This window comes from Neobacillus drentensis, from assembly GCF_036962765.1.
Classification (GTDB): Bacteria; Bacillota; Bacilli; order Bacillales; family Cytobacillaceae; genus Neobacillus; species Neobacillus drentensis_C.
In genome coordinates this window covers 40831-61807 of the sequence record NZ_JBALOS010000047.1, presented here as the reverse complement: position 1 = coordinate 61807, position 20977 = coordinate 40831, and the positions used below count along the sequence as shown (strand labels likewise).

At 37.3% G+C, this 20977-nt stretch carries 17 protein-coding genes and 1 other RNA gene; 10 read left to right on the top strand and 8 right to left on the bottom strand.

The annotated features are described in order from the left end of the window. Nucleotides 1–186: 186 nt before the first annotated feature. The 5 genes from V7137_RS08160 to V7137_RS08140 all read left to right on the top strand — a co-directional run bounded on the left by V7137_RS08160 (nucleotide 187) and on the right by V7137_RS08140 (nucleotide 4992). Nucleotides 187–744 carry a DUF1273 domain-containing protein gene (locus tag V7137_RS08160; RefSeq protein ID WP_335697623.1) on the top strand — a complete coding sequence of 186 codons (558 nt, stop codon included), beginning with the start codon at nucleotides 187–189 and terminating at the stop codon, nucleotides 742–744. Between the two features lie 143 nt (nucleotides 745–887). Further along, nucleotides 888–1190: a cell division regulator GpsB gene (gene gpsB / locus V7137_RS08155; protein WP_335697622.1), complete on the top strand. Its 303-nt coding sequence runs from the start codon at nucleotides 888–890 to the stop codon at nucleotides 1188–1190. Between the two features lie 79 nt (nucleotides 1191–1269). Continuing rightward, nucleotides 1270–1674, top strand: an RNA gene (gene rnpB / locus V7137_RS08150) — RNase P RNA component class B. Nucleotides 1675–1853: 179 nt separating this feature from the next. Beyond that, nucleotides 1854–3011, top strand: a complete 1158-nt coding sequence (locus V7137_RS08145) for a THUMP domain-containing class I SAM-dependent RNA methyltransferase (protein ID WP_335697621.1) — start codon at nucleotides 1854–1856, stop codon at nucleotides 3009–3011. Between the two features lie 55 nt (nucleotides 3012–3066). Further along, nucleotides 3067–4992 (top strand): ATP-dependent DNA helicase, encoded by a 1926-nt coding sequence (locus V7137_RS08140; RefSeq protein WP_335697620.1) that lies wholly within the window; start codon nucleotides 3067–3069, stop codon nucleotides 4990–4992. Between the two features lie 48 nt (nucleotides 4993–5040). Here V7137_RS08140 and V7137_RS08135 read toward each other — a convergent pair whose 3' ends face one another. From V7137_RS08135 to V7137_RS08115, 5 genes are read right to left on the bottom strand one after another with little or no spacing between them, the layout of a single operon-like run. Further along, nucleotides 5041–5340, bottom strand: coding sequence for a metal-sulfur cluster assembly factor (locus tag V7137_RS08135; protein WP_335697626.1), 300 nt, complete (start codon nucleotides 5338–5340; stop codon nucleotides 5041–5043). Between the two features lie 13 nt (nucleotides 5341–5353). Then, nucleotides 5354–6598: a hypothetical protein gene (locus tag V7137_RS08130; protein ID WP_335697619.1), complete on the bottom strand. Its 1245-nt coding sequence runs from the start codon at nucleotides 6596–6598 to the stop codon at nucleotides 5354–5356. Between the two features lie 6 nt (nucleotides 6599–6604). Next, nucleotides 6605–6820 (bottom strand): DUF2249 domain-containing protein, encoded by a 216-nt coding sequence (locus V7137_RS08125; protein ID WP_335697618.1) that lies wholly within the window; start codon nucleotides 6818–6820, stop codon nucleotides 6605–6607. 18 nt (nucleotides 6821–6838) lie between these two features. Next, nucleotides 6839–7072, bottom strand: a complete 234-nt coding sequence (locus V7137_RS08120) for a DUF2249 domain-containing protein (protein ID WP_335697617.1) — start codon at nucleotides 7070–7072, stop codon at nucleotides 6839–6841. Nucleotides 7073–7113: 41 nt separating this feature from the next. Further along, nucleotides 7114–7806: a Crp/Fnr family transcriptional regulator gene (locus V7137_RS08115; RefSeq protein ID WP_335697616.1), complete on the bottom strand. Its 693-nt coding sequence runs from the start codon at nucleotides 7804–7806 to the stop codon at nucleotides 7114–7116. A gap of 224 nt (nucleotides 7807–8030) precedes the next feature. On the opposite strand from V7137_RS08115, the gene V7137_RS08110 reads away from it, so the two are divergent. Together V7137_RS08110 and V7137_RS08105 are read left to right on the top strand one after the other, a co-directional pair. Continuing rightward, complete coding sequence (locus V7137_RS08110; protein WP_335697615.1) at nucleotides 8031–10394, top strand: nitric-oxide reductase large subunit; 2364 nt, start codon at nucleotides 8031–8033, stop codon at nucleotides 10392–10394. Nucleotides 10395–10691: 297 nt separating this feature from the next. Then, nucleotides 10692–12206 carry a carboxypeptidase M32 gene (locus tag V7137_RS08105; RefSeq protein WP_335697614.1) on the top strand — a complete coding sequence of 505 codons (1515 nt, stop codon included), beginning with the start codon at nucleotides 10692–10694 and terminating at the stop codon, nucleotides 12204–12206. Between the two features lie 56 nt (nucleotides 12207–12262). Here V7137_RS08105 and V7137_RS08100 read toward each other — a convergent pair whose 3' ends face one another. Genes V7137_RS08100 through V7137_RS08090 form a run of 3 tightly spaced genes read right to left on the bottom strand, consistent with a single transcriptional unit; the run spans nucleotide 12263 to nucleotide 14574 of the window. Beyond that, complete coding sequence (locus tag V7137_RS08100; protein WP_335697613.1) at nucleotides 12263–13927, bottom strand: b(o/a)3-type cytochrome-c oxidase subunit 1; 1665 nt, start codon at nucleotides 13925–13927, stop codon at nucleotides 12263–12265. Next, complete coding sequence (locus V7137_RS08095) at nucleotides 13927–14403, bottom strand: cytochrome c oxidase subunit II (protein ID WP_335697612.1); 477 nt, start codon at nucleotides 14401–14403, stop codon at nucleotides 13927–13929. Before V7137_RS08095 ends, V7137_RS08100 begins: the two co-directional genes overlap by 1 nt. Before the next feature lie 21 nt (nucleotides 14404–14424). Next, entirely contained in the window at nucleotides 14425–14574 is a 150-nt protein-coding gene (locus V7137_RS08090; protein ID WP_218350010.1) for a cytochrome c oxidase subunit 2A, read from the bottom strand. A gap of 713 nt (nucleotides 14575–15287) precedes the next feature. Between V7137_RS08090 and V7137_RS08085 the strand changes: the two genes are divergently transcribed. The 3 genes from V7137_RS08085 to V7137_RS08075 all read left to right on the top strand — a co-directional run bounded on the left by V7137_RS08085 (nucleotide 15288) and on the right by V7137_RS08075 (nucleotide 20963). Next, nucleotides 15288–16376: a type III polyketide synthase gene (locus V7137_RS08085; protein ID WP_335697611.1), complete on the top strand. Its 1089-nt coding sequence runs from the start codon at nucleotides 15288–15290 to the stop codon at nucleotides 16374–16376. Further along, complete coding sequence (locus V7137_RS08080; RefSeq protein WP_335697610.1) at nucleotides 16377–16952, top strand: isoprenylcysteine carboxyl methyltransferase family protein; 576 nt, start codon at nucleotides 16377–16379, stop codon at nucleotides 16950–16952. It begins immediately after the preceding gene. Nucleotides 16953–17294: 342 nt separating this feature from the next. Continuing rightward, nucleotides 17295–20963 carry a dynamin family protein gene (locus V7137_RS08075; RefSeq protein WP_335697609.1) on the top strand — a complete coding sequence of 1223 codons (3669 nt, stop codon included), beginning with the start codon at nucleotides 17295–17297 and terminating at the stop codon, nucleotides 20961–20963. The last annotated feature ends 14 nt before the right edge of the window (nucleotides 20964–20977 follow it).

Here is a 20977-nt window from a genome sequence, read left to right as displayed (position 1 = left end):
TCGGTCCAGGAGGCCCAGGATTTGGACCTGGACCATTCATGGGACCTAGACGCTAATAGGGAAATGGCGATTACAGGGGCTTTTTAGCCCTTGTTTTTTATTTTTTCTTACTACATGATATGCTTGTCCTTGTCCAAATGTTTGTCCATTTTAAAAAAATTTCTTTATTGAGGAGAACATTTCTAGATGAAAGTTCTTGCCATATCAGGTTATAAACCGTTTGAATTAGGTATATTTAAAAACGACCACCCATCGGTGTTTTTTATAAAGGCTGCCATAAAGAAATCATTACTACCAATGGTGGAAGAAGGGTTAGAGTGGGTGCTGATAAGCGGTCAGTTAGGAGTGGAACTATGGGCTGCTGAGGTTGTTTTTGAATTACAATTGGAATTTCCTGATTTAAAACTCGCGGTAATAACACCATTTCTAGACCAGCAAGCATCGTGGAAGGAAAATAACCAAGAATGGTATGAATCTATTCTTGCCCAAGCAGATTTCGTTGATTCAGTTACGAAAAAGGGATATGAAAAGCCCTGGCAGTTTCGGTTGAAAAATCAATTTTTTATTGAAAAAAGCGAAGGACTCCTCCTTCTTTACGATCAGGAAAAGGAAGGAAGCCCAAAATATCTTTATGAAATGGCTTTGGAATACCAAAAGAATCATCCATACCCGATTGAACTTATTACATTTTATGATTTACAAATGATTGTCGAAGAAGAACAATTAAAACAAGATGATTTTTAGGTTTTGGTTATTTTTATGGTAGTTATCCCATATATTGAATTGATTTTAAAATTATAATACTTACAAAACAAATGAAAATTGACAAAACTACATATTTTTGAAAAAATAATAGGTAGTGATTGGCGAATACCGAGGTGAATAGAATGCTGTCAGATAAAGTGAAATTAACAGCGAAGGATATTTTAGAAAAAGAGTTTAAGTCTGGAGTACGCGGTTATAAACAAGAAGATGTTGATAAGTTTTTAGATCTAATCATTAAAGATTATAGTACATTTCATCAAGAGATTGAAGAACTTCAACAGGAAAACCTCCGTCTCCGAAAACAGCTTGAAGATACTTCAAAAAGGCAGCCAGCAGCACAACCTGCAGGAACAACAAATTTTGATATCTTGAAGCGTTTATCCAATCTTGAAAAGCATGTTTTTGGTAACAAGCTCTACGATTAACAAAAAATAGGGAAATTTCCTGTTAATAACCATTGAATTACCAGCGTGAAATACATATAATAAATTGTATTCATTAATAACGTTCGGGTAATCGCTGTAAGATGCATTTGCATTCTTGCAGAGGAAAGTCCATGCTCGCACGAGCTGAGATGCTCGTAGTGTTCGTGCCTAGCGAATTCATAAGCTAGGGCAGCTGGGGCTAGCATCCAGTTGACGGCCGGGAAAATACCTAAGTCCTATTTGGATATGGTATGAATACCTATAAAAGTGCCACAGTGACGGAGCCTTTCCAGAAATGGAAAGGGTGGAACGGGTAAACCCCACGAGCGAGAAACCCAAATAATGGTAGGGGCACTTTCTCTGAGGAATTGAACAAGGAGAAGGACAGGTTCAAGTTTGAGCCTGTAGATAGATGATTACCACCTAAGTACGAGACACACCCGTGTCGTTTGTAGTACACTGGTACAGAACATGGCTTACAGAACGTTATTAATGGGAATGTATGCTGGATTAAACGGCTCTCCTAATTAGGAGGGCTTTTTATTATTATTGATGAACAAATTGCATTTGATAACTACTTTTTGTCAATAATGAAAGCGAATTAAAGAATATTCATATTAACCAATAACATACATACAAATGAAATGAATTAAGGGTGAAATAATGGGAAAATATCAATTAATAGCTACTGCTGCAATGGGGCTTGAATCATTAGTTGCCAAAGAAGTCCGGGCATTAGGATACGACTGTGAAGTAGAAAATGGAAAGGTCACCTATACAGGGGATGAATATGCAATAGCCCGAAGTAATTTATGGTTACGAACAGCGGACAGAATTAAGATCAAGGTCGGAGAATTTAAGGCGTATACCTTCGATGAATTATTCGAAAAAACCAAGGCGCTTCCATGGGAAAAATTCTTACCTGAAGATGCTGAATTTCCTGTTGTTGGTAAATCTGTAAAGTCAAAGCTCTTCAGTGTTTCTGATTGCCAGGCAATTGTTAAAAAAGCAGTAGTGGAGCGAATGAAACAACACTATAAGCGAAGTACATGGTTTGAGGAAACTGGAGCTTTTTTTCGCATCGAAGTGGCGCTTCTAAAGGACGTTGCAACCATAACCATTGACACAAGCGGTCAAGGGCTCCATAAACGCGGCTATCGTGTCGACCAAGGTGAGGCACCCCTTAAGGAAACTCTAGCTGCAGCACTTGTTCTACTTACTAACTGGAAAGCAGACCGTCCATTTATCGACCCTTTCTGTGGATCTGGGACGATTCCGATTGAAGCAGCAATGATTGGTCAAAATATCGCTCCAGGCTTTAACAGGGAATTTGTTTCTGAGCGGTGGGATTGGATCCCAGCGAAGGTTTGGGAAGACGCTAGAAATGAAGCGGAAGACTTAGCAAATTACGATCAGCCCTTAGATATTTTAGGAACAGATATCGACCATAGAATGGTGAAAATTGCCCAGGATAATGCATTTGAAGCTGGATTTGCGGACCTAATCCATTTCAAGCAAATGCAGGTTAGAGATATTTCTACGAATAAGCAATACGGTGTTATCATCGGGAATCCTCCATATGGAGAAAGACTCGGGGATAAAAAAGCAGTCGAACATATGTATAAAGAAATGGGCCAGGCATTCGAAGCACTTGATACATGGTCAAAGTATATCTTAACTTCCAACGAGCAGTTCGAACAATTTTATGGTAAGCCCGCTACAAAAAAGCGAAAGCTCTTTAATGGCTTTATTCGTACGGATTTATATCAATATTGGGGAAAAAAACCTCCTCGTCAAAATGAACTAAATAAAGATGAATAAATCGAATTAACATTATTTTTGTTGTATCACATGAAAGTTTTTTGGGGAGGGTACCATGCAAAAAAAACGTATGCCATTTGAGATTGCAAAAACTGAATCCTTTTATGATAAATTAGGTGAATGGATCGGTGACCTATTCTATGATATTTTGCCAGAAGCAGGATTCGAACTAAGAGATGAACAGATATTCATGGCTTTTCAACTTGAAAATGCCTTCAAAGATAAAAAAGTCATGTTTGCTGAAGCGGGAGTTGGAACGGGGAAAACAATTGTTTATTTGCTTTATGCCATTATGTATGCCCGCTATACTAATCGCCCTGCTGTCATTGCTTGTGCAGATGAGACATTAATTGAGCAATTAGTTAAAAAAGAGGGAGATATCGCCAAGTTGGAGAAGGTTCTTGGACTTGATATCGATGTCCGCTTGGCTAAATCTCGAGATCAATACCTGTGTTTAAAAAAACTAGATCAAACTAAGAGTAATGATTTTTCGGATGATATTTCAAGTATTTATGAAAACCTACCCGATTTTGTGCATTCTGTAGGTTCTATGCAAACCTTTGAAAGGTATGGGGACAGAAGGGATTACCCAACTTTATCGGATGAAAAATGGAATGAAGTAAGTTGGGATGCTGTCCAAGATTGTTTTTCTTGCGAAAAGCGTCACCGCTGTGGACTGACCTTACACCGTGAATATTACCGACACGCTGAGGATTTAATCATCTGTTCACATGATTTTTACATGGAGCATATATGGACAAAGGAATCAAGAAAGCGTGAAGGACAGCTGCCATTATTACCTGAGCATTCTTCGGTTGTGTTTGACGAAGGTCACCTTCTTGAATATGCAGCTCAGAAAGCCTTAAGCTACCGTTTTACGGATTATACCTTAGAAACATTACTTACAAGATTAATGGAAAATGAAGTCCGTGAAAAGACCTTGTATACGATTGAAGAGGCATTATTAGATAATGAGGCATTTTTCGATGTCATTTCACAATTCTCCTCGCTTTCACAAGGGTCGGAAAAACAGATGATTACAAAGCATCCTATGGTTTTGAAGACATGCAGGAAGTTACTAAACAAGCTTCAAACATTAGAGGAAGAATTGGTATTTGAAAGTGAACTATATGTCATTAATGAATATGATTTGAAAATTGTGGAGGAGTATCTGGAGCAAATCACCTATTCTTTATCACTTTTCCTTCAAGAGTTAAATGGAATTACTTGGTTCGAGGAAAAAGGTGGAGAACGAACATTGGTTATTATGCCAAAAATGGTTGAGGAAGTAATGCGTGAAGAAGTCTTTACTCAGAAAAAACCGTTTATTTTCTCGTCTGCAACGCTTGCAAATCAAAAATCATTTGACTATATTGCAACGAGTCTTGGGGTAGACGACTACTTATCATTCTCGGTGTCATCTCCATTTGATTATGATGATAAAATGGCTCTTTACCTGCCAACCTTTAAACATGCCGACATTGAAGGGAAAATGGACTATTTATTAAAGGGAATTCACCAATCTGAAGGACGAGCCCTAATTCTTCTCAATAATAAAGAAGAGTTAGCTCAACTTAAGATGATGTTTTCAGGAAAGGTCCCATATCCCATTTATTTTGAAGGCGATGAAGAAATCAGCACACTTGTCTCTAAATTTCAGAATGAGGAACAGGCGATATTATGTTCCATTCATCTCTGGGAGGGTCTGGATATTCCGGGGAGATCACTTGAAAATGTGATGATATTTTCGCTTCCTTTTCCACCGAATGATCCGGTCTTTACTGCGAAAAAAGCTGGTGTTGATGATCCATTTGCAGAGGTAGACCTCCCGTATATGCTCCTTCGCTTACGTCAAGGTGTTGGACGCTTAATTAGAAGTGAAAAGGATCAGGGATCCGTTCATATTCTATTAGACGAAGTTATTGATGCAAATGTTTTAGAGAATATTAAAGAAGTTTTACCAACACAAGCCAAATCATGATCAAATTAGCAAAGAGGAAGCACTATTCAGAGTGCTTCCTCTTTTATCTTATCTTCCTAATAATCTAAGACCTTCAGGGGTCATTTTGTCTGGAGACCATGCTGGTTCCCAGACAAGATTTACATCCACTTTTCTTGTTTCTTCGATACCTTCCACACAGTATCGAACCCCGCTTGTTATGCTGTCATGGAGTGGGCAGCCGGGTGTGGTTAACGTCATGGTTATAGAAACATCAGCTGATTCCGTAACTTCGATATTATATATCAAGCCAAGGTCCACAACGTTTATGTTTAATTCTGGGTCGTAGACACTGTTTAATGCAGTTAAGATTTTTTCTTTCATATTCATCATAAACACCTCACTATTTTTTTAAAACGCGAAGGATACTGATTGCAATCATAATAAATACCATGGAAAGGATCGACTGTCCGACATTAAACAGGACAGTAATATGAAAAGTTAAGGCGCAAAAGACCGTCAAAATTGCAATTATAAATAAAGAAAACATAGGAGTAACAATTCTTTCATTCATCATCTCTTTTAATGATGGGACCTTGCTTTTCCCTATTTCCTTACTATATTTATAAGTCCACCAAAGAAAAGGTACAATTTTATATAGATAACTAACAATACTTAAGACGATCCAGAGAAATAAATAGGCATAAATAAACGGACCTGCAAGGGTAGAGAATTGGTGTTCCCAAAGCAGGATAAATGCGGTCAAATGAATTAAATTCCCTAACCCAATCGCAACTAATGCGAACGTAAACGGTTTATCTAGTGTTTTCTTTAATCTTTTTTTGATAATAAGACGAATATGCCAGCTGAAAATGGTAAAACCGATTAACAGGAATAAGAAACCGATTTTTAAAAGCAGACTATTATTTGTAAAGAAGGATATCGTTGCTACGACAAGGCCGGAAAAGTAAAAGGCAAAAACATATTTTGCTTGAACCATCGGAAAACCATGGGATAAGGAAAACATCGGCACCATCTTGTAAGAGAAACCGAAAATTAACAGTGTAAACCAGCCGGTAATCCCCATTAATAAATGGGCTTTAAAGATCGACTGATAATATTCCCCAGCAAACCCGGTTTTTAAGCAATAAATCAAGGTAATCCCTAAGGAAATTGTAATGAATAAACAAACTAAAGATGAACCAACAAACGCCGTAAGAATAGTTGGTTTGGCTTGCACTTTAAGGGTCATTAACATTTGGAATAAAAACATTAAGATCCCAAGCAGCATTAGGATTCCAGGAATCATTGCATTTTGCGGTGACCAATATAACATCCCTGAAAATGAAACGATTCCGACTGCTGTTACGAAGAATTGAATAAAACCAAATTTTTCATTCCATATTTTGGTTAGAAATGCAACCGGTACTAGCTGATACATCGCGCCCATCGCTGCCATTAAAGCCCAGCCTAGAACTAATAAATGGGCTGAAGACCAGATAACGGGGATTCTAAAATTCCCTGCTCCCATTAATTTTCCATTCACTAATAATAGAATTTGTGAAAGCACCAATGCTATTAAGCTATACAAAATAAATGAAAATGGAAGTTTAATATTTGTTTCACTTCCCATATTTTGAGAAAGCATGTTCATTCACCCCAAATACCGGAAGATTGCAATTTTAAAACTTCCGTCATTTTGTTGATCTGTGCGCTGCTTGTAACCCAATTCCTCGAGTTGTTCATAAAGAAACATCGGTCTCCGGCCATTAATGATGGTTAATGTTTCATTTTCTTCTAGGGTCTCCAAGGCTGCTAAGGTTCTCATCATTGGTTGTGGAGGTTCTAAACCGCGATTATCTAAGATCATGAATTTACACCGTCTTTCTTAAGCTTTCTTTGTGAATGTTACTTTCCAGTACTTCTTATCAATTTCTTCTTCCGCGTGCGTGAAGCCTTTTACTTTTAAAACTCCGAACAATGGAACTGGTTTAAAAGGGGCATGAAGGATAAAAATATCATTATCCTTTACCTCCTTAATAGCCTCCATAATTTTTTGAAAGGGTTCGATTTTATTCTTTAAATCCTCTCGTACATCAAGTTCAATAATTCTTTGCTCCATCGTATTACCACTCCTTTTAACTAATCGAAAAAATTAATTTATTAATAGAATAATTCCTGTTGAAGTGCTTCTCGGTCAATTAGATAGAAACCATCCTCATCGAGGGTAACAAAGTTTTTCTTTTTCACTTGATTAATCGTTCTACTTACAGTCTCTCGTGAAGTACCAATCATATTGGCTAATTCACGATTGGTGAACTGTGTGGTGAGCCTATATCGGCCATCAACCATTTCACCGTTTGATTGACAAAGCCGAATGAGCAATAAAATAATTTGTTCAAACGTATTGTGGAGAACTTGTGCTTCTAGCCTTCCTTGCAAATCTACTATTTTTTCACCCAATACTTTAAATAGCTTAATGCAAAGCTCAGGATAGGAAAGTAGGATTTCTTCAAACTTATCAATGGGGATGATGATTAGATTTGCATCCTCCATTACTTCTGCATGGGCTGGAAATTTTCCCTTTCTGAAAAATCCTGCATGAGGAAACATTTCACCAGGTTCAAGGACAGATATTAGTTGTTCTTTCCCTGATTGATCTGTTTTGCAAATCTTAATTTTTCCACTATGAATAAAGAAAACTCTGTCAAGTGGATCATCCTGCATAAAAACATACATCTTATGTTTATAACACCGAGTTTGAGCAATCTTCACGATTGGCTCTAGTTCTTCTATAGTCAATTCTTTAAAGATTGGAACAACAGATAACCTTTTCACTATGTCCTCTTGCTTCATTAACATCACCTTCGTATTAGTAATTCTGAATTAGTTAAATTGTAGCAGTGTTTACATTGATATAATGTGACCTCCGTCATAGGAAACTAGTTTTTATGAAAATTATTCTCAGTATGGAAGGTAGTGTGGTATTTATCACAGGAAAAGGATGAAATGCTTCACTTTGTGACGGTCTTGTGAAAGTTACAATACGAACTGTAATGAAACACGAGAGGATGAATGTCATGGAAATACAACGGGGGACAACACAAAAAAAAGTGGTGAAGACAAATAAAAATGTAATGCTGAAATCAATTTTAGTAATCACCATTTTACTCAGCTTCACCGTATTACTTGTTGGCGGTTATTGGATTTTTAAAGAACAGGCACCAAGACCAGTTGAGGTGACAAATGAAGAAGGAGACATTCTGTTTACGAAAGATACCATTATGGGCGGTCAGGCAGTTTTTCAAAAGTACGGCTTAATGGATTATGGTACCGTTCTAGGACACGGTTCCTATATGGGTCCTGATTATACTGCGGAAGCTCTAAGGCTATATACAGAGGGAATGCAGGACTATAAAGCAAATGAACAATATAATAAAGACTTTGCTTCATTAAATGAAGATGAAAAATCGGTTATTAAAAATAAGGTAATAAAAGAAATGCGTAAAAATCGTTATGACTCAGATAGTGATACAATGAAGTTAACAAATGCACAAGCGTTTGGGCTGGAAAGAGTAAGAGAGTACTATAAAAAGGTATTTACTAAAGGCGACGGCTGGGGTTTAAAGGCGAACCTTATTAAGGAAGGGGACATGCCAAAAACAGATCGAGCCTATGTTGCTAAAGGTGATCAAATCACACAAATATCAGATTTCTTCTTCTGGACTGCCTGGCTTTCAAGTACTGTTCGTGAAGGCGATAAAATCACTTATACAAATAATTGGCCATACTATGAAGACGCGGGCAACCAATTATCTTTCTCAGCAATTTGGTGGAGCGGTGCCAGCATTACTCTATTTGTCTTAATGGTAGGAGTGATTCTGTTTGTTTTCTATCGTTATAATTTTGGAATGCAGGAAGCGTATAAAGAAGGTAAATTCCCACAAATTGATTTACGGAAAATGCCAGTGACAAGTTCACAGGTGAAAACAGGAAAATACTTTGTCATTGTTGCTGCTTTATTCTTTGTACAGTGTATGTTTGGGGCATTACTCGCACACTATTATATCGAACCAGATAGTTTCTTCGGAATAAAGTGGATTCACGATATTCTTCCATTTAATATTTCAAAAGGCTATCATCTGCAACTTGCCATCTTCTGGATTGCTACGGCATGGCTTGGAATGGGAATATATGTTGCACCGCTTGTTGGAGGTTATGAACCTAAGAAACAAGGTTTATTAGTAGATATTTTATTCTGGGCACTAGTTGTTCTTGTTGCAGGAAGTATGGTTGGAGAATGGCTTGGTGCAAATGGTTACTTAGGAAACAAATGGTTCTTATTTGGACATACAGGCTGGGAATATATTGAACTTGGCCGGATCTGGCAGCTAATTCTAATCGTAGGTATGCTTATCTGGCTGTTCATCGTTTACCGAGGAATTAAAGCAGGTCTTAAGCGAGAAAATGATAAGGGTGGATTGATACACCTATTATTCTACTCAGCTATTGCTGTGCCAGCATTCTATATCTTTGCACTGTTTATCAATCCAGGCACCAGCTTTACATTCGCTGATTACTGGCGCTGGTGGATTATCCACTTATGGGTAGAAGGTATTTTTGAAGTGTTTGCGGTGGTTGTTATTGGATTCTTAATGGTACAACTTGGTCTAGTAACGAAAAAATCAACAGTAAGACAACTCTATTTCCAACTGATTCTGCTCTTAGGCAGTGGGGTAATTGGAATCGGTCACCACTATTACTATAATGGTTCGGCAGAAGTATGGCTCGCCCTTGGTGCAGTTTTCTCTGCATTAGAAGTTATTCCATTAACTTTATTAATCCTTGAGGCATATGAGCAATACAAAATGATGCGCGAGGGTGGAGTGAATTTCCCTTACAAAGGAACATTCTGGTTCTTAATCTCTGTTGCCATCTGGAACTTAGTAGGTGCAGGTGTGCTTGGATTCTTGATTAACTTACCAGCAGTCAGCTATTTCGAACATGGTCAATTCTTAACTCCAGCACACGGCCATGGATCGATGATGGGTGTATATGGGATGTTCGCATGTGCAGTACTCCTATACTCATTGAGAAACATTGTTAAACCAGAGGCTTGGAATGATAAATGGATTAAAATAAGCTGTATCTTGTTAAACGTTGGACTCGCAGGAATGGTTTTCCTATCCTTGCTTCCTGTTGGAATTATTCAAATTAAAGAAGCATTTAACCATGGATATGCAGCTTCACGTTCAGCATCATTCCTACAAAAGGATATAGTTGAAACATTATTAACTTGGCGCGCGGTGCCTGACACCATTTTCTTAATCGGCGTGGTCATATTGCTGGTATTCTGTATTAAAGCAATCTTTCATTTACGAAAGCCAACCCACAAAGAAGGAGAAAAACTTCCAGTTAAAGATTTATCAATAGATGAAAATTAATCTTAAAGAATCCGCAAAGGTCAGCTTTGCGGATTTTCCTTGTCCACTCTCAAACTTTCGTGGCATTCGAAACAATAAAGCTCTTTCTGCTCGGTATGGACTCCATTAAAAAAGCCATCCAAACAATAAAGATCTTTACAGCAGTTTGTGCACTGTCCAATGAGCTCCTTCATTTGTCATGCCTCCTCTAAAAAAGTAATCATTCTTATCGTACATTTTATCACTTGCGAACCGACATTTACCTATTTTTCTGAATAATGTGCTAAAATTTAATGATGATGAGTAGGGGGGAACGAGATGAATATGGGACTATTAGAAAAAGAGTTTTTGGAATATGTTAAAAAAATGTCTGCGTACAATGAAGCATTAGGATTAATTTATTGGGATTTAAGAACAGGAGCACCAAAACAAGGGGTGGAACAACGATCCGAAGTAATTGGATTGCTTTCATCCGAAGTATTTAAAATGTCTACCTCCGAGGAAATGGCCGCTTATATAGCAAATTTATCAAAACAGCCACTCGCTGAAAAAGCTAAGAAAATCCTCGAGGAATGCAAAAAAGAATATGAACGAAATAAAAAGATCCCCGCTGAAGAATATAAAGAGTTTGTTATTCTCCAATCTAAGGCTGAAAGTGTTTGGGAGGAAGCAAAGGAAAAGTCGGATTTTTCCCTGTTTAGTCCGTACTTAGAAAAACTGGTTGAAAAGACAAAAAGCTTCGTTAGCTATTGGGGGCATGAACAGAATAAATATGATGTGCTATTAGATATGTACGAACCAGGCATGACAATGAAAGTATTAGATCAAGTATTTGGGGAACTAAGAGAGAAAATAGTACCTTTGGTTAAACAAGTTTCAGAGTCTACACACAAGCCTAAAACGGACTTTTTGTTTAAAAGGATTCCAAAAGAAAAACAACGGGAATTAAGTTTGAAAATCCTCGAAAAAATGGGCTATAATCTCAAAGCAGGCAGACTGGATGAAACTGTTCATCCCTTTGCAACTGGATTAAACCCTGGCGATGTCCGTGTTACCACAAATTATAATGAAAACGACTTCCGAACCGCCGTATTTGGTACGATTCATGAGGGCGGTCACGCCTTATATGAACAAAATATTTCAACGGACTTAATTGGAACACCACTTTGCTCGGGAACCTCGATGGGGATTCATGAATCACAGTCCCTTTTTTATGAGAATATTCTAGGACGGAGCTTTTCGTTTTGGAAAAATAATTACCAACTTCTGAAAGAATATGCAACTGGACAATTTGATGAAGTAGAAATTGAGGATTTTTATCGCGCGATTAATGAATCAAAACCATCGTTTATTCGAATTGAAGCGGATGAATTAACATACGTGCTCCATATTATTATCCGTTATGAAATTGAAAAAGGGTTATTTAATGATGAAATTGATGTGAAAGACTTACCAACAATTTGGAATGACAAATATGAAAAATATTTAGGCATTCGTCCCGAAAACGATGCAATGGGTGTCCTTCAAGATGTGCATTGGGCAGGGGGCAGCTTTGGGTATTTCCCATCCTATGCTTTAGGTTATATGTATGCAGCCCAATTTAAGCATAAAATGCTCGAAGATTTTCCAAATTTCAATCAATTAGTCGAGGAAGGTAACCTTTTGCCAATAAAAGAATGGCTGACAGAAAAAATCCATCAGTACGGAAAAATGAAGAAACCGCTTGAAATCTTACAGGATGTCACAGGAGAAGGCCTAAATCCCCAATATTTAATTGACTATTTATATGAGAAGTTTGGAAAGGTTTATTCCTTAAATAAAGCAGGGAAATGATACAAAAAAAGGCTTCAATCGATGAGATTGAAGCCTTTTCCTTATAACATCTACAATCATTTACTCCAAGTTTGGAATCCTTTTGAGCCTGGAGGTGAATTTTGGATAATATCGATAAATGGAATCGTGTAAGCGAAAAGAATAAGGGCTGCAGCAATCCCTAGCCATAATTTCCAGTTTTCAAATACCATTGGTGCCTTTTCTTCAAGATTCTCAGCTACTGCAACAGGGAATTCCTCTTCCCCTTTAGGAGCAAAGAAAGCAAGATTAATGAAAATGATAAGCACAAGAATTATTCCTAAGAACAAAATGGATCCACCAACTGCCTGAGCAATCTGATAAGGAATCCATTCTGCTGCTTGCTTGGCACCGCCATAAGTAGAGAAAGCTGAACGTCTTGGTCCGCCTAGAAGACCTTGGAAGTGCATTGCACCGGACATGAAGGCCATTCCGATAAACCATACCCATGCCTGGATAATCCCTAATTTATTCATAGCCTTTGTTAATTTGCGGCCAGTTAAATGTGGAACAAGCCAATAAGAAATTCCAAAGAACGTTAAAACAACAGATGTTGCAGCCGTTAAATGGAAGTGACCTGTAACCCAAATGGTATTATGAACTACTTGGTCCATTTGGTTGGATGCATTAATGATACCTCCTGCTCCAGCAGGGATAAATGAAGCCATACCGATAAATGGGACGGTAAATCGAGCATCATTCCAAGGAAGGACTTTAAACCAGCCAAAAAGCCCTTTTGCACCTTTTGAACGTCCATATCTTTCAAATGTAGCAAATAACGAGAAGGCCGTCATTAATGATGGAATAATAACCATGAATGTTAAGATAACCTGTAAGAACTTCCAGGCAGGATCAATACCTGGTTCAGTTAACTGGTGGTGGAAACCAACCGGAATCGAAAAGAGCAGGAACAAAATAAAGGACAAACGAGCTAGTGAATCTGAGAAAATTTTTCCGCCAATAATTTTAGGGATAATCGCATACCAGCACATATATGCAGGTAACAACCAGAAATAAACAAGTGGATGACCAAAATACCAAAATAAAGTCCGGCTTACTAATACATCAACAGTATCAACTAATCCTAACGACCAAGGGAGTAATTGGAATAATACCGTTGCTGCAACACCTAGCGTAGCAATAATCCACATAACTGTATTTATTACTGCCATAAAACTCAATAATGGACTAGGCTGTCCTGGGTTGTTTTTCCGCCATTTTGTATAAGTCATGATTTGGGCCGAACCATCAATCCAGCTTCCGATCACAACAAAAGTTAACCCTAAGTAAAAAATCCAATGTGCTTTAAGTGGTGCATAAAAAGTGTAAAGAACGGAAGCTTCCTTCAGTAAAACCATGGTTGCCGCCATTATGGTTCCTGCTAACATGATCCAAAAACCAATCCAGCCAGCCCGGCGTGCAGTATTTGAATGACCGCCAGTAGTTCTGCTTACGGCAGCATATTGAAATCCCATAATAAAAAATGTCGTTAAAACCAATCCCATTAACACACCATGGACGGTTAAGATTTGGTAATAATCAATCCCCCATGGAAGTTCCCATTTACCGGAACGGACAAGGGTTTGTAAAAGCCCCATTAAACCTCCTAGAGCAAGAGCAGCGAATGCGACAAAAAAGTGTGCCATGGAAAGCTTTGCATCACGCGGGTCCACTTTTACTTTTGCAGCTGTTGAGTTAACCATTATTTTTTCACCTCGATCATCGAACTCATTAGATGGTGTCCAGCACCACAATATTCATTACAAACAATTAAATATTCGCCTGACTTATCAAATGTTGTAGTATATTCACTGACATAGCCAGGTTCAAGCATCATGTTAATATTTGATCCAGCAACCTCAAAGCCATGGACAACGTCTTTTGTTGTCGCAATAACTTTCACCTTTGCTCCTAGTGGAACTTCCACTTTTACAGGATTATAGGAGAAGGCGGAAGCAACATATACTAACTCATAGTCCCAATCTTTCCCTTCAACTTTATGTAATCCAGGCTTATCAAATGGTTTCGTTTGATCAACTTTATCGACATTTATGGTAGTTAAACAACTTGGCGGTTTGTTGCCAAGATAGAATGCGCTTACACCTACAACTGTTAAGAAAACTACCAAAGCACCAATTCCGAATGATAGCCAAATTTTTTCGAACTTATGCATATGCATAGTCTTTTCCCCCTTCAATCATTAGAAACGTTCTACGAATAAGTAATAGACACTTACCCAAGTGACAACAATAAAGGCTCCCAAAAAGAAAACGGACGCTAATGTCCCTTTAAGAGAAGAGCTGTCTTCAATTTCTGCTTTTTTGCTTGTGTTAAGTTCCGCCTTCGCCATCCTCCTGCACTCCCTTCAGAGTAGTAAAATAAATGATTAGTTCTCTTACATAATACAAAACAATTGTGATGAAAAAATAACAAATTCCACAGTTCACAAATTGTTCTTTCCTTAGGTATCTACTATGTTAATATTATAAAATTGATGTAACAGTGATTTATATCACAACTACCAGGGGGTATTTGTGAATAAAATGTGAAATATCACACTTTCTCTGTGATTAAAGTAATTGATTAATCCTTACTACTCATTAGAAAACAACTTTTTAGGAGGTAATCGTCACACTTTAGGGGTTTGAAAATATGATGGTAATAAATCATATTTTCCTCCAGAAAAGAGTGTGTTTTTGTGGAAAAATATTATTGTGATCGATGCCGGCTTCTGTATGATAAAGTTGAAATTTGTAAAATTTGCGGTACGTTAGTAAAAAATAAAATTAAGATAGAGGTTCAAACACAACCTGATAAAAAATAAACCGCTTTCTTGATTTTCACTAAAAAATTTGAAACTGGAAATCATTAGCTAATGAACGAAATTAGCATCCATTATATAATTTAAGAGCACAGCAACAACCTTCAAAACGTTTGCTTCCCTTTTTCAAGAAACTTAGGTTTCTCACTTAGAGGGGAGCTTTTTTTTGTCTTCTAACCTTCCTGCATAAAAACCTTCGAACTGGAAAAAATACCCTTACATATCTAGAAGGAGAAAACAACATGCCAACGATTATTTCAGTTGCAGAGGTTTCGCCCCCATTTACCGTTAACCAAGATCAAGCCGCAGAGTTTGCACGAGAACTTTTCTCTGATTCTTTTAAGGATATTGAAAGACTATTGCGTGCTTTTCAAAATGGCCAGATAGAAAAAAGGCATTTTGTAAAAAATATTGATTGGTTTAAAGAAGATAAAACCTTTGAAGAAAAAAATAATGCGTATATGGAATCAGCAGTGGAGTTTGGAAAAGAAGCAATCGTGAAATGCCTGAATAATAATGATTTCTTAACAAGAAATATTCCCTGTCAAGACATTGACGCCATTTTTTTTATTTCAACCACCGGGATCGCTACCCCAAGCATTGAAGCGAGAATTATGAACCTGCTCCCGTTCCAGCCTCACACAAAGAGGGTACCTATTTGGGGGCTTGGTTGTGCTGGTGGTGCTGCTGGGCTTTCAAGGGCTTACGAATATTGCCTTGCTTTTCCTAAAGCAAAAGTCCTTGTCCTATCGGTGGAACTTTGTAGTTTAACATTTCAGCGCAATGATCTTTCGAAAAGTAATTTCATCGGTACTTCTTTGTTTGCAGATGGGATTGCCTGTGCATTAATGTGCGGGGATGATTCAAATTATTCCGAATACAGGAAGAAGAAAACTTCACCCGCCATTATGGCAACCCAGTCTACACTAATGCCAAACTCCTTAGATGTGATGGGCTGGGATATTAAGAATAACGGTTTATACGTAGTATTTTCACGAGATATTCCTCAAATAATTGAAAATTGGCTAAAGCCGAATGTAAGTGAGTTTTTAGAAGAAAATAAAGTGAACCTTGAAACCATAGACTATTTTGTTGCACACCCTGGCGGAAAAAAGGTGATAGATGCTTATGTAAAATCATTAGAAATCCCTCCTTCGATGACAGAGGTTTCACTTGATGTGCTTAAACAGTTTGGAAATATGTCATCAGCGACGATATTTTTTGTACTGAAGCGTTACATGGAGAAAGATATTCCTAGAGGGTCGATGGGTCTCGGGACCGCTCTAGGACCGGGATTTAGTTCAGAACTACATTTACTGAGGTGGGTGTAAATGGACGGGAATTTTGTATTCCCAATCATTATTGGGTTTATTGTTCTACAACGGATGGTAGAACTTGGAATCGCGAAAAGCAATGAGAAATGGATGAAGCATCAGGGTGCTATTGAATTTGGTGTAAGTCATTATCGATATATGGTGCTGATTCATGTTCTGTTTTTTATTTGTCTCATTACCGAAAAGGTTTATTGGGATCATGGACTTTCTCATTTATGGCCGATTCTTTTATCAGTTTTCCTGATGGCGCAAATCATTCGGATTTGGGTGATAACCTCGCTTGGGAGATATTGGAACACGAAGATTATTGTCTTAAAAAATGCAAAGATTATTCAAAAAGGACCATACCGTTTTATTAAACACCCCAATTATTTTGTTGTCACGATTGAACTAGTTGTCGTTCCTTTATTGTATGATTTGTATTTTACGGCTGGTGTCTTTACCATCCTAAATGCAATCATCCTTATGATTCGCATCCCGGAGGAGGAGAAAGCACTCAAGGAACTTACCGAATATGAAGGGACTTTTCAGGAATGTAATCGCTTTCTACCTAAAGTTGTGAAAAAAGTGTGACAATTTTAAAAGGGATATTGAAAATGATTATCACCTATGTTAAACTTTGATTAACAATGAAAATCATTCTCAACAACACTGACAAGGAAGGTGTTACATATGACTTTTGCTTTAGTTGGCGGAACGGTTCTTATTTATGCATTTGTCATGAAGCATGTCTTAAAGAACGTTACCCATTGAAAATAAAATTTATAGCTATCTTTGAGCCAAGGTTATACACCTTGGCTTTTTTGTCGTTTTGGGAAAAATTTGTTTTAAGGAAAATAAGTGTCAGGATAGGAAAAGTTTGAATTATCGTTTAAAATAAAAAATATTACAAAGTTGTTAAGGGGAATTAAATAAATGGTGAAAACAGCAAACCAAGAAGTAGCTATCCAAACACTTAAAACGAAAATCGTTTCCATATATGAATATTTGCTTGATCAAGGAGATTTAGAGCAATCCCAAAAAATGAAACAATTAGCCAATAAGCTAGAGAACAGGGAGTTCCTGATTGCCTTTTGCGGCCATTTTTCTGCAGGAAAATCTACGATGATTAACCAACTAATCGGTGATAAATTACTTCCATCGAGTCCGATTCCGACCAGTGCAAACTTGGTGAAGGTAAAATCAGGGGAGGATTACGCAAAAGTCTTCTTCAAAAATGAAACACCCCGCCTTTATTTAGCTCCATATGATTATGATTTAGTAAAGAATTATTGTAAGGATGGCGACCAAATAGAAGAAATTGAAATAAGTCACAGTGATACGGGTCTGCCTGATCATACCGTCATTATGGATACCCCTGGAATTGATTCGGCTGACGATGCGCATCGAATAGCAACGGAATCGGCAATCCATTTAGCAGATTTAATTCTTTATGTGATGGATTACAACCATGTCCAAGCTGAGTTGAATTTTTTATTTACAAAGGAATTAACTGAAGCTGGAAAAGAAATTTACTTAGTCATTAATCAAATTGATAAACACAATGATGAAGAGTTAAGTTTTCAGGATTTTCAAAACAGCGTGTTAGATTCGTTCGCAACATGGGGAGTAAAACCAGCAAGAATTTTTTATACGTCATTGAAGCATGAGACCCATCCCTTTAATGAATTTAACGAACTTCAACGATTTATTGCTGAAAAGTTGGCCGCTAAAGACGAATTATTAGTACCATCAATTTTTCATTCCATTAAGAAAATTACCCAGGATCATATTAATCAAAGACGTAAATTTGACGAGGATGATCTTGCGCCTGCGATTGCAATCTTGAATGAATTAACTGAGGATGAGAGAAGTAAATTGTCTACTGATGCAAATGAAGTGGAAGGAAATCTCAAGACTTTAAAAGAAGGAGTAGCCGGAACAGAGAAGGAATTTGATCATCAAATCTCGCAAATATTGAAAAACGCATACTTAATGCCATTTCAAACGAGAGAGTTAGCTGAGAGTTATTTAGAATCATGTCAGCCTGAATTTAAAATGGGATTTTTATTTTCGAAGCAAAAGACAATGGATGAGAAAAAGCTAAGGCTTGAACATTTTCATCTAGATATCCTTGATAAAACAAAAACTCAACTCGAATGGCATGTACGCGAATATTTGCTTCGCACATTAAAAGAAACAGGTCTTGATGAAGGGGAAATCCAAAGCTTAGCACAGTCTTATTCGATTGAAGTTCCACCAAGCCTTCTAACGGATGCGGTAAAGTCTGGGGCACGAGTTTCCGGTGAATATGTCTTACATTATACGGAAGATGTTGCTAATGAGATAAAAAAGATTGCAAGACGTGAACTCACTATTTTTAAAGAGGAGTTCCTAAATGCATTAAAGGAACGAACAGCCATATTAATCTCGCAATATGAACAGGAATTAAACAGAACGGATAGATATGTTAATGCCTTAACAGAGTTAAAAAACTCTGAGCAAAAAATTAATATGATAAAAACAAAAATAGAAGAGTTATTAACAAGAGATGATGTGATCCAAGATGATATTTATTATCTTTTTGAACAGGACGAAGAAGAATATGAAGTGGTCAAATCCCAGCATACAACTTATACCCGACCTGCTTCAACCAATATTGCTAAGACCAAAAAGGTGGATTTAGCTGAAATCAAGGAAACAGAGGTTATTTCATCGAACGACCAGTTACTGAAAACAGTAGAGCGTCTCAATCAGACTTCAAAATTAATCAAAGACATTCCAGGATTTCAAAAGCTATCTGCCGAATTAGTGGAAAAAGCAGATAGACTTGGTAACAAAGGATTTACCGTAGCATTATTTGGTGCATTCAGTGCAGGTAAATCTTCCTTTGCCAATGCGTTTATGGGAGACAAGGTGCTGCCTGTATCACCAAATCCAACAACTGCTGCTATTAATAAAATTAAACCAGTTACTGAGATTCACCCACATGGTACTGTGCTTGTTAAATTTAAAGAGCCAGAAGCCATGCTGGAGGATGTTAATCGATCTCTTAAGGTATTTGACCTTCAGGCCGCTGATTTAGATGGTGCATTCAAGCAAATTGACCAGATCGTCCTTCAAAAAGAGCATGATGGCGGGGTTATGGAAAAAACCCATTTTGCGTTTTTACAGGCCTTTATAAAGGGCTATGCTTCATTTGGGGATTCATTAGGAACAGTTCTCAAAACTGATTTATCAGATTTTAGCGAGTTTGTGGCAAAAGAAGAAAAATCCTGCTATGTGGAATGGATAGAACTCTACTATGATTGTGAGTTAACCCGAAAAGGTATTACACTAGTTGATACACCTGGAGCGGATTCTATCAATGCCCGTCATACAGGGGTAGCCTTTGATTACATTAAAAACTCAGATGCGTGTTTTTTTGTTACTTATTACAATCATGCTTTTTCGAAAGCAGATCGTGAATTTTTAATCCAACTTGGGCGCGTAAAAGAATCCTTTCAAATGGATAAATTGTTCTTTATTATCAATGCTATTGACCTGGCAGAGAGTGAAGAAGAGAAAGAAACAGTTATGGAGTACGTCGAGGATCAACTTACCAAATATGGGATCAGGAATCCTCATCTATATCCGGTATCAAGTTTGCTTGCATTAAAGGAAAAAATGGATCCTAGTCGGAATGCAGAATCAGGTATGAATAAGTTTGAACAGGCATTCTATCAATTCATTACGAATGAATTAATGGAAATGGCAATTTCTTCAGCTAAAAAAGAACTAGGTCGTATCGATGACCTAATCTCAAATCTTATTCAAAGTTCAAAGGAAGATCAATCTGTAAAAGAGAAAAAACGTGAGAATATTACAAAGCAGCAACAACTCATTCAAGAGTTATTGAAAAAACAAACAGTTGGTAATTTACAAAACCGGTTGCAGCAAGAAGCAAATGAACTGGTTTATTACATTAATCAAAGGGTATTCTTGCGATTTGGGGATTTCTTTCGAGAGGCATTTAATCCTAGTGCACTGAGGGATGATGGGCGTAATTTGAAAAAGGTGTTACAAGGGGCATTGGATGATTTTCTTGAAAGTTTAGGGTACGATTTCGCTCAAGAAATGAGAGCAACGACTGTCCGTATTGAGCGGTTTACTGAAAAACAATTGGCTGATTTTCAAACAGGTCTCATCAGGAATCTACAGGAAATCAATCCTGACCTTTCCTTTTCACCATTTGAAGTGGAGCATAAAGAAACAATTGAGTTTCCAAACGCCTTTGTCAATCTAAATAAACAATTATTTGCAAAAGCGATGTCATTTTTTAAGAATCCAAAAACTTTCTTCGAAAAAAATGAAAAGAAATACATGAGTGATGAACTTTATCAAGTACTAAATGTCCCTGCAGAGGAATATTTAGCAGCGGAAGCGCAACGTTTAAATACTCATTATAGTGCTGAAATTGCAAAGGAATTTAAGCATTTATTAGAGCTAATGAACGAACAAGTGAAAGATTTTTATTTGAGTCATCTTTCAGCCCTAGACGGTGGAATATCAATTGAATTTCTAAAGAAAATACAGGAACAGTTGGTTGAATCTCAGAAATTATAGACAAAAATCGAGGA

Excerpts from the sequence above, each read along its gene's own strand:
- V7137_RS08100 (WP_335697613.1), bottom strand. The coding sequence starts at position 13,927 with ATGGTTAACTCAACAGCTGCAAAAGTAAAAGTGGACCCGCGTGATGCA.
- V7137_RS08075 (WP_335697609.1), top strand. The coding sequence starts at position 17,295 with ATGGTGAAAACAGCAAACCAAGAAGTAGCTATCCAAACACTTAAAACG.
- V7137_RS08135 (WP_335697626.1), bottom strand. The coding sequence starts at position 5,340 with ATGAATATGAAAGAAAAAATCTTAACTGCATTAAACAGTGTCTACGAC.
- V7137_RS08085 (WP_335697611.1), top strand. The coding sequence starts at position 15,288 with ATGCCAACGATTATTTCAGTTGCAGAGGTTTCGCCCCCATTTACCGTT.
- V7137_RS08120 (WP_335697617.1), bottom strand. The coding sequence starts at position 7,072 with ATGGAGCAAAGAATTATTGAACTTGATGTACGAGAGGATTTAAAGAAT.
- V7137_RS08090 (WP_218350010.1), bottom strand. The coding sequence starts at position 14,574 with ATGGCGAAGGCGGAACTTAACACAAGCAAAAAAGCAGAAATTGAAGAC.
- gpsB (WP_335697622.1), top strand. The coding sequence starts at position 888 with ATGCTGTCAGATAAAGTGAAATTAACAGCGAAGGATATTTTAGAAAAA.
- V7137_RS08110 (WP_335697615.1), top strand. The coding sequence starts at position 8,031 with ATGGAAATACAACGGGGGACAACACAAAAAAAAGTGGTGAAGACAAAT.
- V7137_RS08130 (WP_335697619.1), bottom strand. The coding sequence starts at position 6,598 with ATGCTTTCTCAAAATATGGGAAGTGAAACAAATATTAAACTTCCATTT.
- V7137_RS08105 (WP_335697614.1), top strand. The coding sequence starts at position 10,692 with ATGAATATGGGACTATTAGAAAAAGAGTTTTTGGAATATGTTAAAAAA.
- V7137_RS08115 (WP_335697616.1), bottom strand. The coding sequence starts at position 7,806 with ATGAAGCAAGAGGACATAGTGAAAAGGTTATCTGTTGTTCCAATCTTT.
- V7137_RS08160 (WP_335697623.1), top strand. The coding sequence starts at position 187 with ATGAAAGTTCTTGCCATATCAGGTTATAAACCGTTTGAATTAGGTATA.
- V7137_RS08145 (WP_335697621.1), top strand. The coding sequence starts at position 1,854 with ATGGGAAAATATCAATTAATAGCTACTGCTGCAATGGGGCTTGAATCA.
- V7137_RS08125 (WP_335697618.1), bottom strand. The coding sequence starts at position 6,820 with ATGATCTTAGATAATCGCGGTTTAGAACCTCCACAACCAATGATGAGA.
- V7137_RS08080 (WP_335697610.1), top strand. The coding sequence starts at position 16,377 with ATGGACGGGAATTTTGTATTCCCAATCATTATTGGGTTTATTGTTCTA.
- V7137_RS08140 (WP_335697620.1), top strand. The coding sequence starts at position 3,067 with ATGCAAAAAAAACGTATGCCATTTGAGATTGCAAAAACTGAATCCTTT.
- V7137_RS08095 (WP_335697612.1), bottom strand. The coding sequence starts at position 14,403 with ATGCATATGCATAAGTTCGAAAAAATTTGGCTATCATTCGGAATTGGT.